Genomic DNA, 14,416 nt, shown 5'->3' with positions numbered 1-14,416 from the left:
CCGATCCGGCTAGGGATACCCTCGGGTAACCCCTACGTTCTCGGATATGAGCCGCAGAACCCCCACCACGATCGCTGCCGAGATGGTCGCGAACGTCATGAGCGTCGGAGTGCAGCCCGGAGACACGGTCGCCGCCGGGGACACCGTCGTGCTCCTGGAGTCCATGAAGATGGAGATCCCGGTCCTCGCGGAGGCGCCGGGCACCGTGGTGGCAGTCAAGGTCGCTGCAGGAGACGTCGTCCAGGAGGGCGACATCCTCGTCGAGTTGAGCGCCTGAGGTTCGGGCGCACTAGACTCGGCCACGCGCCCACGGGCGCATGGAGGGATGCCGGAGTGGCCGATCGGAACCGCCTTGAAAGCGGTCGTAGGGAGACCTACCGCGGGTTCGAATCCCGCTCCCTCTGCCAGAGCTAGACCTCTTGCAGGTGTCGATCCACGTCGATCATCAACCGCCGCAGCTCGAGGAGGAGATCCTCGAGGTCGGTGCGGTCGAGCACGTCGTCGGCGAGGACTGCGAGCCGGCTGAGCAGCGTGCCCCGGTCACGGAGCGCGCTGACGTCGGTGAGGGCATGCCACTCCTGACCCGTGTCGAGGACCATCAACGCCTCACGTACACCCCCGAGGCGCTGGCGCACCGACCAGCGCCAGAGACCGACGTTGGCCCCAGGACGGGGAGCGGCGATAGCGGTATCCAGGGCCCGAAGAGCATCCGACATATTGGGAAGCACACCTGTCATGAACGAATTGTGACCTAGGTCACGTAAAGGAGCAAGCCGATGCGGCTCCCGGCGCTCGTGTCGTCCACAATGGAGAGCGTGTCATCAGCTGAGCTCACCTACTACCGCCTCGCTCCCACCGTGCAGGCCCGCCTCCTCGGTGCCGCCGTGGTCGGCCTGGCGCTCCTGGTCTTCGCCGGCACGGCCGTCGTGATCGCGGCCCGGATCGACTTCGCGTGGCTCTTCATCCCGCTCGTCCTCGGCGTCGCCGCGGTGGCCGGGTTCGGCTGGTGGCTGCGCAACAAGGCGTACGTCCTGCGCGCCAGCGCCCAGGGCTACCGGATCGCCTTCGTGCGGGGCGCCGGTGTCCGTGAGGCCCGCTGGGCGGACATCCAGGAGGCGGTGACCACCATGCCCGCCGGCACGCCCTGTCTGGAGCTGCGGCTCAAGAAGGGCGGCGCCACCACGATCCCGGTGACCATCCTCAGCATCGATCGCGAGCAGTTCGTACGCGAGCTCCAGGGCTATCTGAAGTCCACCATCAAGCCCCTCGACCCGACTGCGGGAACTACCGAAGGGCCCTGATTGGTCCCAGGAGCGCTGGTCTTGTAGCCTGTTCGCGCAGTATGGAGGCGTCGCCTAGTCCGGTCTATGGCGCTCGACTGCTAATCGAGTTTGGGGCTTAAACCCCATCGAGGGTTCAAATCCCTCCGCCTCCGCTGGTTTCAATGAGTTTGGCCCCCTTCGCGAGGGGGCCAAACTGCTTTCTGACCTGCAGTTTTACGCACTGCAAAAGTCCGTACGACGGAACTTGGGTTACCCGAAACGCCTCAACCTGCACAATAATCATCCCGTAGGCCTCTCGGCACCAGAATCGGCCTCGAGACCAGGAAGGAACGACATGAAGCACGTACGCAAGGTGGTGGCGCTCGCGCTGGCCTCGGCAGCTGCGGTCGTCGCCATGGGTGCTCTTGGAAACGCTACGACGGCTTCCGCCGATTCGAGCTGGGGCATCACGGCTGTTGACGACTCCAGCTGGGGTGTCGCCCGGCGCTGATCTCCGGAGCGAAGCCTACTTTCTGGGACCTCGGACGGCCTGTCCGTCCGTCATCGGATCGTCCTTCCCGCTACGGCCGATTTCGTAACCCAGCTGGAAGCGGGTGTCTACGTCGAATTCTTCTTTGAGGTCTGAGACGTATCCCGCGTACGTTCGCGGGCTGACCCCGAGTCGCTTCGATGCTGCTGGATCGGAGTGTCCTTCGATCAGCATGCGAAGCGTCATCGCGCGCTGCTCGTCGGCGATGTCACGCAGCGTCGACGAGTCCGAGCTGGAGAACGGTCGGGCTCGTTCCCATGCCCGCTCGTAGACGTCGACCAGATAGGCCACGACAGAGGGTTCACGAATGGCCAAGGCGGTGTCCACCCCATCCGGGCTGGGGATCACGGCGATACGGCGGTCGAAGATCATCATGCGGTTGAAGAACTCGTCCAAGGTGCGCACCTCGCCGCCTGCTCGGGAGACAGCGGCAACGTATTCACGGGTAGCACTGTTCCGGCGTGCCGCATGCTGGTAGAGCGTGCAAACCCGCACGCCACGCTCGAGGAGGGCCGTGTCCTTCTCGATCGCCGCTGCAAGCTTGCTCCCTGTGTCGCGTCGTGTCTGCGGCTGGGCCGTCAGCATCTCGTTCTCGCACTCGGCGACGAGTGAGTCGATGAACGGCTGAATCGCCGGGGAGTGCACGTAGGCGAACGGTCCTTGCTGGTCTGCTGGTGCCGAGCGACGCCACGCGTTGCGCAGGGCGGCGAAATCGTTGGCCCACTCTGCTGACTCCTGGAGGAGGCGGACGCCTTCCTGGGTCATCGGTGTGACGACCCGGGCTTGGACCGTCGCCGGGTCGACGGTCACCCAGGTGTCCGGTGCGTCTTCAGGGTTGCGGACGAGGCCGAGCTCGGCGAGAGCGGACAGCGCTTCTGCGAACTCATCGTCCTCGCTGATTCGCGGGTCTGATGTGGAGATCCCGCCGTGGTCTGCGATGAGCTCGAAGAGCTCGATGCCCTTGGCTTCGAGCAGTGCACGCGTCCTGGGCGTGCGTCCCTCGTCCGTCACGTTCCTCTCCTCGCCGGATGGCGTGGGTTGACGCTTGCTCACGCTCCACCTCCCCGATGCTGTGGCTAGCGCCAGATCTTCTCACACGTCTCGATTTCTGGTCACGGACCATCTTCCGCTACTGTTCTACACGTTGCTTCGGTAACACTGCGCCTGTAGCTCAACGGATAGAGCATCTGACTACGGATCAGAAGGTTTGGGGTTCGAATCCCTACAGGCGCGCAGAACACAACCGCCTCTGAGTCAGCCGAAATGCTGGTTCGGAGGCGGTTCGCATTTCTGCTGAAATCCGGGACGGCCAGATCATCGTCGGCCTCAGGCGGGCCAGGTCAGCGGATCGAGCAGCAGATAGAAGCGTTGCCTCTCCTGGTCGAGGTCGATTCCATACAGGTCGGAGAACTCGTCGTCGGCCTGGCGAGCGGTCAGCTCGTCCGGCCACGTCTCGCGGGCGTTGGCCAGGAGGAGTGAGATGTCGGCGTACGGGTCAGCGACGCCGAGGCGGCCGAGGTCGATGAGTCCGGTGACGCCCATCGTGTCGGGGTCGATGAGGATGTTCGGCAGGCAGAGGTCGCCGTGGCAGACGACTCGCTCGGTCTCCTCCTGGCGCTGGCGCTGCGGCAGCTGGTCCTCGAGCTGGGCCAGGATCCGTGCCGGGGGCACCTGCTGGAGCGACACCGGAAGGAACTCGGTCTGGACCCGGTGCTCGGCAACGGTCGTACGTGCCAGCGGCATCATCGATCCGAGGCCTCGGTCGAAGGGGCAGTCCGGCGCGGGGAGGGCGTGCAGCTGCCGTGCGATCGCCGCGATCGCCGGCCAGGCCCGCCGGAGCGCTGCGGCATCGAGCTGATCGGCAGGGACACCGGGGACGGTCGTGGTGATCAGGCAGGCGCCCTCGTCGGTGGCCCGCCATGCGAGCACGGTCGCAGCGGGGAGGCCTGCCTCGCCGAGCCAGATGATCCGGTCGCGCTCCCCAGCCAGGTCACCGCTGTCCGCGGCGCGGACGAGCTTCGCGTAGCGCGCACGGTCACGATCGTGGAGCACGACGGCGCCGGATTCGCCGGCCGTGACCGGCTCCCAGCTCGTGCCGTCGGCGGGCAGCAGCCCGGCCACCGAGGAGATGTCGACCGACATGGATCCATGGTCTCCGCGCGGCCGCGCGGGGTCCAACGGTTTGCCGCGCGGATCGTGCGGCCCCGGCCGAGATCCGACCCCATAATGTCCCGGTGACCCTTCCCCAGAACCTCGGGCGTCTGCGCCAGGTCAAGCCTCTCGGCTCCGGCGGTTTCGCCGAGGTGTGGCTCTACCACGACCCGGTCCTCGACTCGCCCGTCGCGGTGAAGGTGCTCAGCGCCCAGTGGACCCAGGCCGCCGACATCCGCGAGCGGTTCCTCCAGGAGGCCCGCTTCCTCCGGTCGGTCGACTCGTCCCACGTCGTCTCGGTCCACGACATCGGCGAGACGCCGGAGGGTGCGCCGTACTTCGTGATGGCGTACGCCGACGCCGGCAGCGTCGCGGAGCTGATCACCCAGCACCCGCAGGGGATGCCCGTGCAGCTGGTGGCCGATCTGGTGACGCAGGCGGCGTCGGGGCTCGACGCACTGCACGCGCGCTCGATGATCCACCGCGACGTGAAGCCGGCCAACATCCTGCTCGCCGGTGGGTCCGACGGCCGGCTGCGTGCGATGGTCGCCGACCTCGGCGTCGCGCGGGCGCTCGACCAGCACACGGAGGTCACCAGACAGATCGGGACGCCCGCCTACATGGCGCCCGAGCAGTTCGACGAGTCGCTGCCGATCGACCATCGTGCCGACGTACGCAGCCTGGGAGCGGTCGCGTGGGCGATGTTCGCGGGCCGCTCGCCCGCGCCGGCGCTGACGGTCGCGTCCCGGGTGCCTGACCTCGGCACCGTCGCGCCCGTCCCGGCGACGGTCTCCGCGGTGATCATGCGTGCCCTCGAGCCCAGGGCCGAGGACCGCTGGCCGGATGCGGGCAGTTTCGCCGCGGCGCTCACCGCTGCGGCTGAGGGGAAGGCGGTCGCCGTACCTCCTCCGTCGGACGCGGCGACCGTGCTCCGGTCGCCCGGCCCGACCCAGCTGAGGCATACGTCGGAGCCGGCACCGCCGGCGACGCAGCCGCAACCAGGCGAGCCCCGCCGGGGCAAGGCGCTCCTCGTCGGGGTCGCCGTCGTCGCCGCCCTGGTGCTGGGCGGTGCCGCGACCTGGTTCGTGGTGCGCGGCGGCCCGGCCGAGGACCCGGCCGGCGGCGAGGAGACCGCCGAGGGGAAGCCGGTCAGCGGCGCCGAGACGGCGGCCGTCCGGTTCGTCGACGCCCTTCAGGCGGGTGACTGCGAGGCCGCGGGCCTCTACATCCCCGACCTCGCCGACCCGGCCGCGTGGAACTGCACCGATGACGCCAACGGCGGGGACGGTTTCTACTACCACCTGCTCGAGGACCTCGACGCCGACGGCGAGCGGCGGGTCGAGGACCTCGGCGACGGTCTCTTCCGGGTCGTCTGGGTCGACCAGGGATACGTCAACATGCAGCGCCAGGAAGACACGTTGTTCACGGTGCAGCAGGTCGTCTGCTGCTAGGCGCAGTGCTCAGACGCCGGCGCTCGTGGTCAGCTCGCGGAGCCGGGCGAGCATGTCGGCCGCGGATCCGGCGGGGTCGGTCACCGCTGCCTGGACGTGGCGGACCGTGCCGTCGGGGTCGAGCAGGAGCGAGACGCGCTTGAGCCGGTCGGCACCGCCGGCCCGGAAGACCGGGAGGCGGTAGGCGCTGCTCGCCACGCCGTCGGCGTCGGAGGCCAGGTCATAGGGCAGCGCGGCGTGAGCGGCGAACGCGGCGAGCTGGTCGGGCCGCTGCGTGCTCACGCCGACGACACGGGCGCCCGCGGCCGCGAGCTCCTGGTGGTGCTCGGCGTAGGTGAGGCACTCGAGGGTGCATCCGCGGGTCCCCGGGATCTCGCTCCACCCCGGCGGATAGCCGTGACTCTCCGGAGCATAGGCGCCGGGGAAGAAGAAGGCGACGGTCCACCTGTCGGTGTCGGTCAGGCGGAGGCTGTCGCCCCGATGGGAGGCGAGCTCGACGCTCGGGGGCGTCGTCCCGAGGAGGCTGTCGAGGCGGTGCTGCTCGTCGGTGCCGGCCACGGCGGTGACGCCTCCGTCGCCCATGACGTGCTGCGTACCCCACTCCTGCAGGGCCACCAGCACCGGCAGCAGTCCCTGGCCCCTCCTGGTCAGGCGGTAGTCGTAGCGGGCCGGGCGGTCGGAGTAGACGTGCTTGGCCAGGACCCCGTCGGCGACCAGGGTGGCGAGGCGCTCGGTGAGGGCTCTGCGGCTCAGGCCGAGCTCCTTGACCAGGCCCTCGAACCGGGTGACGCCGGCCGCGCACTCGCGCACGATCAGCAGGCTCTGCCAGTCACCGATGACGGCGAGCGCCTGCGCGATCCCGCAGTCGGCCTCGGCGAGGTCCTCGCGGCGCATCGGCGGCTCCTTCGGCAATCAGGTGGCGGGTTCGGCAGGACCATGGTTGCATACAGTTCCAAAATGGAACTCACTAGAGGAGGCGGGCGAGATGACAGACGTACGCGCGGCGGCGAGGTCGTTCTGGCTGTACTGGTCTGCGGGGACCTTGAGCGGGGTCGGCACGGCGGTGACCGCGGTCGCGCTGCCGCTGACCGCCGTGACCGTCCTGGACGCGAGCGCGTTCGAGATGGGGATGCTGGCCGCAGCGGCGTACCTGGCCTGGATCCTGGTCGGGCTCCCGGCGGGGGCCATCGTCCAGCGGCTTCCGCTGCGCCGGGTCCAGGTCGTCGCTGATCTGGTACGTGCCGTCGCGGTGCTCAGCGTGCCGATCGTCTGGTGGGCCGGCGGTCTCTCGTTGGCGCAGCTCCTGCTGGTCGCGCTGGCGGTGAACTTCGCCGAGGTGTTCTTCTTCGCCGCGAACACGACGTTCCTGCCGAGCGTGGTGCCGAAGGAGCAGCTGACCAGCCGGAACAGCCTGATCTCGGGTACGCACGCGGCGACCCAGCTGGGTGGCCCCTCGCTCGGTGGGCTGCTCGTCCAAGTGGTCGGTGCGGTGCCTGCGCTCGTCGTCGACGCGCTCTCCTACCTCGGGTCGGCCCTACTCCTGCGACGGCTTCCGGAGCGGAGGCAGCCGCAGCCGGACGAGCCCGTGTCGATGGCGGCGATGATCGGTGCCGGCTGGCGCTTCGTCACCCGCCATCCCGTGATGGCCCCGGCGACCTGGTGGGCCTGTGTGGTCAACTTCGTCTGCGGCGTCCAGCTGGCGCTGTTCGCCTACTACCTCGTCCACGAGCTCCACACCCCGCCCGGTCTCGTCGGACTCCTGCTGGCCGCCGAGGGGGTCGGCTCGCTGGCCTTCGCGGCGATCACGCCGTGGCTGGTCGACCGGATCGGGTCCGCGCGGGTGCTGCTGTTCGAGGGTCTCCTGGGAGCGGCCGGGGCCGCGGTGATCCCGCTGGGTTCCGGCTGGGTCGGGTGGGTGTGCTTCGCGGTCGGGAACCTGCTCTTCGCCGGCAGCGTCGTCCCGGGCAGCGTCGTGACCCGGACCTACCGCCAGGTGGCGAGCCCGCCCGAGCTCCTCTCGCGCGTGATGGTCACCGTCCGGTTCGTCTCCTGGGGCGCCATCCCGATCGGCGGTCTGCTCGCCGGGTTGAGCGCCGAGTGGATCGGCTCGCGGGCGACGCTGCTCGTCTCGGCGGCGCTGCTGCTGATCGGCCCGCTCCTCGTCTGGGCCAGCCCGATCAGGCACCTGCGCGACCTCGAGGACTTCGAGGAGGTGCCGGGACGTACGCCCGAGGTCGCGGCGGCACGGTCTTCCAGCGGGGAGTGACCTACTCCTCGCGCAGGATCTTCGGCGGGCCGGCGGGGGTGGCCTCGCCGCGGTCGACGGCGGCGGTGTGGCTGGCGAGGGCGCGCTCGAGGAGCTCCATGAGCGGGGTCTCCTCGCGGGCGAGCTGCAGGTACTTCGGGCCGAGGGAGACGATGATGTCGCGCTCGGCGAGGAGGGCGTTGTGGATGCGCTCGCGCTCGGCGGGATCGGCGGTGTACTCCGAGTCGAGGTAGGCGGCGGCGTGGCGACGGGCGTTGGCGATGGCGTTCTGGGCGCGGCCGCGCTTGCTGAAGAGGGAGGCGACGATCGTGACCACCAGTACGCCGAGGATGACGCTCAGCGACAGGCCGGTGCTGATCTCGACCACGTGCACGGCCTCGCCGTCGTTGATGAACGGGATGTTGTTCTCGTGGAGCGCGTGCAGGATCAGCTTCACGCCGATGAAGGCGAGGATCGCGGCCAGGCCGTAGGACAGGTAGATGAGCCGGTCGAGGAGGCCGTCGAGCAGGAAGTAGAGCTGGCGCAGGCCGAGCAGCGAGAACGCGGTGGCGGTGAAGACGATGTAGACGTTCTGGGTGAGGCCGAAGATCGCCGGGATCGAGTCGAGGGCGAAGAGGATGTCGGTGCCGCCGATGGCCACCATGACCAGCAGCATCGGCGTCAGGATGCGCTTGCCGTCCTCCACCGTGAAGAGCTTGTCGCCGTCGTAGTGCTCGCTGACGTGGAACAGCCGCCGGGCCAGCCGGACGACGAAGTTCTCCCCGTGGGAGTCGTCGTCGGGCTTGAGCATGTTGCCGGCCGTCATCAGCAGGATCAGCCCGAACAGGTAGAACACCCAGGCGAAGGTGTTGATCAGCGCCGCGCCGACGAAGATGAAGCCGGTGCGGGCGATCAGCGAGAAGGTGATCCCGAAGAGCAGCACCTTCTGCTGGTCCTCGCGGGGCACCCGGAAGCTGGTCATGATGATCAGGAAGACGAACAGGTTGTCGACCGAGAGTGCCTTCTCGGTGATGTAGCCGGCGAAGTACTCCCCGCCCATCGCGCCGCCGCCGATGACCAGCACGCCGACGCCGAACAGCAGCGCGATCGCGACGTAGATCGCCGACCACGTGGCCGATTCCTTGAGCGTGGGCGTGTGGGCCTTGCGTACGTGGAAGACGTAGTCGAACCCGAGCAGTCCGAGAATCGCGACGACGGTGACCAGCCACACCCATGTCGGTGCGCCCATAGTGACAACCCCCTGAGAGTCGACCCGAGAATGGGATCGGCTTCAGCCTAGGCGGAGCCCTTCGGGATGGACAGACCATCGATGATCTGGGGGAGCGCGTCGTCGAGAAGCCGGTCGGCGCGAGGGTCGTCGGGTCGGATCGTACGCATCGTGAGGCTGTGGAGGAACACGCCCATCATCGTCTGGGCGAGGAGGTCGGTCGGCATCGTGGAGGTGCGGTCGAGGCGGTCCAGGGCGAGCGCGACGACCTCGACGAGCTGCTCGCTGAGGGCCGTGAAGGTCGCCGAGCCGATCTCTCTCGCGTCCGGGTTGCGCAGGCTCAGCAGCACGACCTCGCTCTGCAGGACGAACCAGCGGTCCTGCAGGGGGCGGACCGCGTCGAAGGCGGCTCCGATCAGCGATCCGCTCGACTCGGCGTCGCTGTGCTCCCCGACGGCGGTGCGTACGGCGTCGATCAGTCGCTCGGACTCCTCCTTGAACGCCTCGAGGAGCACCTCGTCGACGCTGTTGAAGTTGGAGTAGAAGGCGCCGCGCGTGTAGCCGGCGGCGCTGACCAGGTCGTCGACGGTGACCCGTCGGGCGCCGCGCTCGACGAAGACATCGACGGCGGCGCTCAACAGTCGGGCGCGGGTGTTCGTACGTCGTCTGGGGGCCTTCACCTCGGTCATGTAGCCATCCTCACATACGCGCGACGATACATTTCTGTATTGGATGCGTTATTGTATCGAACTGTGTCCTCCTACCTCTACCGACTCGGCCGGCTGGTCGCCCGCCGCGCCAAGACCGTGCTGGCGCTCTGGCTCCTTCTCGCCGTGCTGCTGGGCGCGCTGACCGTCTCGCTCGGCGGCAAGCTGCAAGACGACTTCACGATCCCGGGCACCGAGTCCCAGCAGGGTCTGGACGCGCTCACGCAGCGCTTCCCGGAGGTCTCCGGGACCTCGGCCCAGCTCGTCTTCGTCGCTCCCGAGGGGGAGAGGATCGAGGACCACCGCAAGGAGGTCCGGGCGGTGCTCGACGCGGTCGAGAAGGTCGACCACGTCGCGACGGTCACCGACCCCCTGGCGAAGGACAGCCGGACGGTCAGCGACAACGGCCGGGACGCACTGGCGACGGTGCAGTTCGACCTCGATCTCGACGAGCTCCCCGACGGGGTCACCGCTGACCTGGAGAAGGCCGCGGAGCTCCCGTCGGGGTCGTCGCTGGAGCTCCATGTCGGCGGGGACGCGTACTCCGTCACCGGGGTCCACGTCAGTGCGACCGAGGGGATCGGGATCCTCATCGCCCTGCTGGTGCTGGCGATCACGTTCGGGTCGCTACTGGCGGCCGGCCTGCCGATCCTGACCGCCCTGCTCGGCGTCGCGATCGCGATGGCGGGGATCTTCTCGGTCGCCTCGATCACCAACATCTCGGCGACCACTCCGACCCTCGCGCTGATGATCGGGCTCGCCGTCGGGATCGACTACGCGCTGTTCGTGATCGCCCGGCACCGCAGCCAGCTCGCTCACGGCCTGGGGGTGGAGGAGTCGATCGCTCGCGCGGTCGCGACCGCGGGAAGCGCGGTCATCTTCGCCGGCGTCACCGTCATCATCGCGCTGTGCGGCCTGGTGGTCGCGGGCATCCCGTTCCTCGCGGTGATGGGGTACGCAGCGGCCTCGGCCGTCCTGGTCGCCGTGCTCGTCGCGCTCACCGCGGTGCCGGCGCTCCTCGCGATCGCGGGTGAGCGGCTCCGACCGAAGCCCGGGTCTCGGGCCCACCGGCGTGAGGCTGTCGCGGAGGGGCGGCCTCACGCCACCACCCTCGGAGCTCGCTGGGTGCGGCTGGTGACCAAGGTGCCGGTCCTCACCGTCGTGGTCTCGCTCCTGGTCATCGCCGTCCTGGCGATCCCGGCGCGCGACCTCGCGCTGGGGCTCAACGACAACGGCAGCGCCGATCCGGGGACCGCGCCGCGGGAGACGTACGACCTGATCAGCCGTGACTTCGGGCCCGGCTACAACGCACCGCTGTTCGTGACCGCGGACATCATCGACACCACCGACCCGGTCGGGGTGATGGACTCGCTGGGCAAGGCGCTCGGGGGCTACGACGGGGTGCAGAAGGTCGCGCTGGCGACCCCGAACCGCACCGCCGATCTCGGGCTGGTCGTGATCTACCCGACCACCGAGAAGAGCGACCCGGCGACCGCGGCGCTGGTCAAGTCGATCCGCGCTGATGGTGGCGCGCTGGAGAAGCGGTTCGGGATCGAGGACGTCCGGGTCACCGGGCAGACCGCGGTCGCGATCGACGTCAGCGCGCGGCTCTCCGGGGCGATCCTGCCCTTCGGGGCCGTCGTCGTCGGGCTCTCGCTGATCCTGCTGACGGTCGTGTTCCGCTCGATCGCGGTCCCGCTGAAGGCGACCCTGGGCTACGTGCTCTCGGTGGCGGCCTCGTTCGGGGTGGTCGCCGCGGTCTTCGAGTGGGGCTGGGGCGCCGACCTGTTCAACGTCGCCAAGGTCGGCCCGGTGATCGCGTTCTTCCCGATCATCCTGATGGGCGTGCTCTTCGGGCTGGCGATGGACTACGAGGTCTTCCTGGTCTCCCGGATGCGGGAGGACTACGTCCACACCGGCGACGCGCGGGCATCCGTGGACAGCGGTTTCGTCGCGAGCGCCCGCGTCGTCACCGCGGCGGCTCTCATCATGATCGGAGTCTTCGCGGCCTTCGTCCCCCACGGCGACCCGATCGTGAAGCCGATGGCGCTCGGTCTCACCGTGGGTGTCCTTGTGGACGCGTTCCTGGTGCGGATGACGCTGGTGCCGGCCGTCCTCGCCCTGCTCGGGCGCGGCGCCTGGTGGCTGCCGCGCTGGCTGGACCGGCGCCTTCCGGTCCTCGACATCGAGGGCGAGGCGCTCGTCCACCACCTCGAGCACGCCGACTACGTCGCTGCTCACGGTGAGGTCGCGATGCGGGCGCACGAGGTCGAGGTGCCCGGGGCGCTCGCGCCGCTCACGTTCGACCTCCGCCCGGGCGGGCTCGGGATCGTCCACGGGGCCGATCCGGTGGCGCGCTCGGCTGCGCTCGCCGCGATCACCGGGCGGCTCGGGTTCACCGGCTCTTTGGTCGTGCTCGATCGCCTGCTCCCGGAGGAGGCGGGCGCGGTGCGGTCCCGGGCCGCTCTCGTCGACGACGTCTCGGAGGCGGTACGCCTCGCCGGCGCCCGGCGCGTCCCGGCTCTCGTCGCGATCGACAGCCCCACCTCGCTCGACCCCGGTCAGCTCGCGGCCCTGTCCGCGCTGACCTCACGGGGCACGACGGTCCTGCTCGGGATGCCGTCGGTGCCCGCCGTGCCGCAGGTGGCGGATGCGCTCGTGCCTGTTCGCGCACTTCCTGTGCTCACTGACCCCGCGGCTTCGGTCGCTGACCTGGAGACAGTTCGATGACACGTACGAAATCATGGTGGTCGGGCCGCCGCCTGGTGGCCGCCGCGATCCTGCTGCCGGTCGTGGTGACCGCGCTCGCACTCGCGGCCCTCAGCGACCGAACCGAGAACCTCGACAAGGTCCCCGCCGCGGTGGTGAACCTCGACAAGCCGGTGACGACGGGGAGCGGCAAGGACAAGAAGACGATCTACGCCGGGCGGGCGCTCGCCGCGGACCTGGTCTCCTCCTCGGGCTCGGGCTCGTCCGGGCCGACGCTCGGCTGGGAGCTCACCGACGAGGAGGACGCTCGGGAGGGCTATGCGGACGGGAAGTACGCCGCGGTCATCACGATCCCCGAGGACCTCTCCAAGACGCTGTCCGGGGTGCAGGGGAGCGACCCGAGCGCCGGCCGGGTGAGCGTGGAGGCGTCCGACGCCACCAGCGAGGTCACCGCCGAGATCGCCCGCCAGGTCGCTCGGCAGTCGGCATCGACCCTGGGGCGTACGGTCACCACCACCTACCTCGACGGGGTCCGCGACGAGACCGGGAAGCTCAAGACCAGCCTGACCGATGCCGCCGACGGTGCCGGCCGGCTCGCCGACGGTACGGCTGAGGCCGACTCGGGTGCCGGCAAGGTCGCCGACGGGGCGCGCGCGCTCAGTTCCGGTGCCTCCGGCGCCGCCGACGGTGCCTCTCAGGTCGCCGGTGGCCTCGACTCGCTCGCCGGCGGGACCGCGCGGCTCGAGACCGGTGCCGACTCGCTGGCCGGCGGTGCGGGCAAGGCGTCGAAGGGCGCGTCCTCGCTGGCCGCAGGTGCGGACGAGCTCAGCGGCGGGCTCGACCGGCTCGAGAGGTCGACCGCCGACCTGCCGTCGCAGACCTCGTCGCTGGCGAACGGGGCGTCCCAGGTGTCGAAGGGCGTGGACGGCTACACCCAGCTCGCGAAGGGCTGGGCGCAGGCGTGCGCTAGCGACCCGGTGCTCGCGGCCTCCAAGCCGCAGCTGTGCGGCGCGACCGCGCAGGCGGTCGGCTCCGGTGGTGCGCAGGCCGACCAGCTCGCCGCGGGGGCGGCCCAGGTCGCCTCGGGTGCCTCCGCCCTCTCCCAGGCGGCTCCCGAGCTGGCCGGAGGGATCTCGTCGGCGGCGGACGGTGCCGGGAAGGTCTCGTCGGGTGCGTCCCAGCTTGCTTCCGCCAACGCGCGGGTGGCCGCCGGGGCGCGGGAGCTCTCCGCCGGTGTCGGTGAGGCGAACGACGGCGCGACCGCGTTGTCCTCCGGGGCATCCCGGCTCGCGTCCGGAACCAAGCAGCTCGAGACGGGGTCGGCTTCGCTGGCCTCCGGGGCCGACGACCTCTCCGACGGGACCTCGTCGCTGACCGAGGGTGCGTCCTCCCTGGCCTCGGGCCTCGACGACGGGGCCTCGCAGATCGCGGTCCCGGGGAAGAAGCAGGCCGACGTGGTCGCCGACCCGGTGCAGGTCTCGGTCGCCTCCGCGCCGTCGACCTCGGGGGCGACCCGGCTGGCGCCGACGGTGATCGCGCTGGCGCTGTGGCTCGGCGCGCTCGCGATCTACCTGCTCCGTCCGGCCTTCCCCGCCGGTCGGCTGCGGGAGGCGCTCAGTGCACGTCGGCTCACCGTCGCCGGGTTCTGGCCGGCAGCGGTGGTCGGGTTGGCGCAGGCACTGCTGCTCGTGGGCGCTACCCGTCTCCTCGGTGCCGACCTCGCGCAGCCCGTCGCCACAGTCGCGATCGCGGTGCTCGCCGCGGCGGTGTTCGTCGCGCTCCACCAAGCCGTCGTCGCGCTTGCCGGACAGCACCGAGGGTGGCTGATCTCGCTCGGCTTCCTCGCGCTGCAGCTGGTCTCCATCGGCGGGCTGCTGCCGGTCGCCACGGCGTCCGAGCCGTTCGGCGCCCTCACCGGCATCCTGCCGGTCCCGCTCGCCGCCGAGGCGCTGCGTGGGGTCGTGGTCGCGCAGAGTGGCGCCGCGGTCGGTGCGCCCGTCGGAGGACTGGTCCTCTGGCTCCTGCTCGCGGTGGCGGTCAGCGTCTTCGCGGCGGGTCGGGCGCAGCGTACGTCTGTGGCGGAGATCCGCGGGGTTGCGACGGCCGGCTGAGC

Annotated in this window: 13 protein-coding genes and 3 tRNA genes; 10 read left to right on the top strand and 6 right to left on the bottom strand. The window is 70.0% G+C overall.

Going from position 1 to position 14,416, the window contains the following annotated elements; genetic code table 11:
* The first annotated feature begins 46 nt into the window (after window positions 1-46).
* Together UG56_RS08335 and UG56_RS08330 are read left to right on the top strand one after the other, a co-directional pair.
* A complete protein-coding gene (locus UG56_RS08335; protein WP_045551670.1) occupies window positions 47-277 on the top strand; it encodes a biotin/lipoyl-binding carrier protein in 231 nt (76 codons plus the stop codon).
* Between the two features lie 42 nt (window positions 278-319).
* Window positions 320-407 (top strand) — tRNA-Ser (locus UG56_RS08330).
* A 3-nt stretch (window positions 408-410) separates the two neighbouring features.
* On the opposite strand, the gene UG56_RS27845 is transcribed toward UG56_RS08330, so the two are convergent.
* Window positions 411-716, bottom strand: coding sequence for a hypothetical protein (locus UG56_RS27845; RefSeq protein WP_143054960.1), 306 nt, complete (start codon window positions 714-716; stop codon window positions 411-413).
* A 90-nt stretch (window positions 717-806) separates the two neighbouring features.
* Between UG56_RS27845 and UG56_RS08320 the strand changes: the two genes are divergently transcribed.
* The 3 genes from UG56_RS08320 to UG56_RS28275 all read left to right on the top strand — a co-directional run bounded on the left by UG56_RS08320 (window position 807) and on the right by UG56_RS28275 (window position 1,773).
* Entirely contained in the window at window positions 807-1,301 is a 495-nt protein-coding gene (locus UG56_RS08320; RefSeq protein WP_256206513.1) for a hypothetical protein, read from the top strand.
* A gap of 43 nt (window positions 1,302-1,344) precedes the next feature.
* Window positions 1,345-1,435: transfer RNA gene (locus UG56_RS08315), tRNA-Ser, on the top strand.
* A 182-nt stretch (window positions 1,436-1,617) separates the two neighbouring features.
* On the top strand, window positions 1,618-1,773 hold the full coding sequence (locus UG56_RS28275; protein ID WP_177191439.1) for a hypothetical protein: 156 nt from the start codon (window positions 1,618-1,620) through the stop codon (window positions 1,771-1,773).
* 15 nt (window positions 1,774-1,788) lie between these two features.
* Here UG56_RS28275 and UG56_RS08310 read toward each other — a convergent pair whose 3' ends face one another.
* A complete protein-coding gene (locus tag UG56_RS08310) occupies window positions 1,789-2,865 on the bottom strand; it encodes a LuxR family transcriptional regulator (RefSeq protein ID WP_256206506.1) in 1,077 nt (358 codons plus the stop codon).
* A 107-nt stretch (window positions 2,866-2,972) separates the two neighbouring features.
* Here UG56_RS08310 and UG56_RS08305 point away from each other — a divergent pair.
* A tRNA-Arg gene (locus UG56_RS08305) sits at window positions 2,973-3,045 on the top strand.
* A gap of 93 nt (window positions 3,046-3,138) precedes the next feature.
* Here the strand turns inward: UG56_RS08305 and UG56_RS08300 are convergent.
* A complete protein-coding gene (locus UG56_RS08300; RefSeq protein ID WP_045551674.1) occupies window positions 3,139-3,954 on the bottom strand; it encodes an APH(3'') family aminoglycoside O-phosphotransferase in 816 nt (271 codons plus the stop codon).
* Between the two features lie 92 nt (window positions 3,955-4,046).
* Between UG56_RS08300 and UG56_RS08295 the strand changes: the two genes are divergently transcribed.
* Window positions 4,047-5,414 carry a serine/threonine-protein kinase gene (locus UG56_RS08295; RefSeq protein ID WP_071326959.1) on the top strand — a complete coding sequence of 456 codons (1,368 nt, stop codon included), beginning with the start codon at window positions 4,047-4,049 and terminating at the stop codon, window positions 5,412-5,414.
* Between the two features lie 9 nt (window positions 5,415-5,423).
* On the opposite strand, the gene UG56_RS08290 is transcribed toward UG56_RS08295, so the two are convergent.
* A complete protein-coding gene (locus UG56_RS08290) occupies window positions 5,424-6,308 on the bottom strand; it encodes a winged helix-turn-helix transcriptional regulator (RefSeq protein ID WP_045551520.1) in 885 nt (294 codons plus the stop codon).
* A 91-nt stretch (window positions 6,309-6,399) separates the two neighbouring features.
* On the opposite strand from UG56_RS08290, the gene UG56_RS08285 reads away from it, so the two are divergent.
* Window positions 6,400-7,680 carry an MFS transporter gene (locus tag UG56_RS08285; RefSeq protein WP_045551519.1) on the top strand — a complete coding sequence of 427 codons (1,281 nt, stop codon included), beginning with the start codon at window positions 6,400-6,402 and terminating at the stop codon, window positions 7,678-7,680.
* A 1-nt stretch (window position 7,681) separates the two neighbouring features.
* Here the strand turns inward: UG56_RS08285 and UG56_RS08280 are convergent, their stop codons facing one another.
* Together UG56_RS08280 and UG56_RS08275 are read right to left on the bottom strand one after the other, a co-directional pair.
* The gene (locus tag UG56_RS08280) at window positions 7,682-8,908 is read right to left on the bottom strand and encodes a TerC family protein (RefSeq protein WP_045551518.1); all 1,227 of its coding nucleotides are present in this window, start codon (window positions 8,906-8,908) and stop codon (window positions 7,682-7,684) included.
* A gap of 47 nt (window positions 8,909-8,955) precedes the next feature.
* Window positions 8,956-9,576 (bottom strand): TetR/AcrR family transcriptional regulator, encoded by a 621-nt coding sequence (locus UG56_RS08275; RefSeq protein WP_052694160.1) that lies wholly within the window; start codon window positions 9,574-9,576, stop codon window positions 8,956-8,958.
* A gap of 63 nt (window positions 9,577-9,639) precedes the next feature.
* On the opposite strand from UG56_RS08275, the gene UG56_RS08270 reads away from it, so the two are divergent.
* Together UG56_RS08270 and UG56_RS08265 are read left to right on the top strand one after the other, a co-directional pair.
* Window positions 9,640-12,324, top strand: coding sequence for an MMPL family transporter (locus UG56_RS08270; protein WP_045551517.1), 2,685 nt, complete (start codon window positions 9,640-9,642; stop codon window positions 12,322-12,324).
* Window positions 12,321-14,414 (top strand): YhgE/Pip domain-containing protein, encoded by a 2,094-nt coding sequence (locus UG56_RS08265; RefSeq protein WP_084100721.1) that lies wholly within the window; start codon window positions 12,321-12,323, stop codon window positions 14,412-14,414. The genes UG56_RS08270 and UG56_RS08265 overlap by 4 nt, the downstream gene beginning before the upstream one ends.
* The last annotated feature ends 2 nt before the right edge of the window (window positions 14,415-14,416 follow it).

The organism is Nocardioides luteus, from assembly GCF_000960475.2.
GTDB classification, from domain to species: domain Bacteria; phylum Actinomycetota; class Actinomycetes; order Propionibacteriales; family Nocardioidaceae; genus Nocardioides; species Nocardioides luteus_A.
Note: the sequence above shows the minus strand (reverse complement) of the source record. Positions and strands in the feature narration are given on the sequence as shown.

Excerpts from the sequence above, each read along its gene's own strand:
- UG56_RS08335 (WP_045551670.1), top strand. The coding sequence starts at position 47 with ATGAGCCGCAGAACCCCCACCACGATCGCTGCCGAGATGGTCGCGAAC.
- UG56_RS27845 (WP_143054960.1), bottom strand. The coding sequence starts at position 716 with ATGTCGGATGCTCTTCGGGCCCTGGATACCGCTATCGCCGCTCCCCGT.
- UG56_RS08320 (WP_256206513.1), top strand. The coding sequence starts at position 807 with ATGGAGAGCGTGTCATCAGCTGAGCTCACCTACTACCGCCTCGCTCCC.
- UG56_RS28275 (WP_177191439.1), top strand. The coding sequence starts at position 1,618 with ATGAAGCACGTACGCAAGGTGGTGGCGCTCGCGCTGGCCTCGGCAGCT.
- UG56_RS08300 (WP_045551674.1), bottom strand. The coding sequence starts at position 3,954 with ATGTCGGTCGACATCTCCTCGGTGGCCGGGCTGCTGCCCGCCGACGGC.
- UG56_RS08290 (WP_045551520.1), bottom strand. The coding sequence starts at position 6,308 with ATGCGCCGCGAGGACCTCGCCGAGGCCGACTGCGGGATCGCGCAGGCG.
- UG56_RS08285 (WP_045551519.1), top strand. The coding sequence starts at position 6,400 with ATGACAGACGTACGCGCGGCGGCGAGGTCGTTCTGGCTGTACTGGTCT.
- UG56_RS08280 (WP_045551518.1), bottom strand. The coding sequence starts at position 8,908 with ATGGGCGCACCGACATGGGTGTGGCTGGTCACCGTCGTCGCGATTCTC.
- UG56_RS08275 (WP_052694160.1), bottom strand. The coding sequence starts at position 9,576 with ATGACCGAGGTGAAGGCCCCCAGACGACGTACGAACACCCGCGCCCGA.
- UG56_RS08265 (WP_084100721.1), top strand. The coding sequence starts at position 12,321 with ATGACACGTACGAAATCATGGTGGTCGGGCCGCCGCCTGGTGGCCGCC.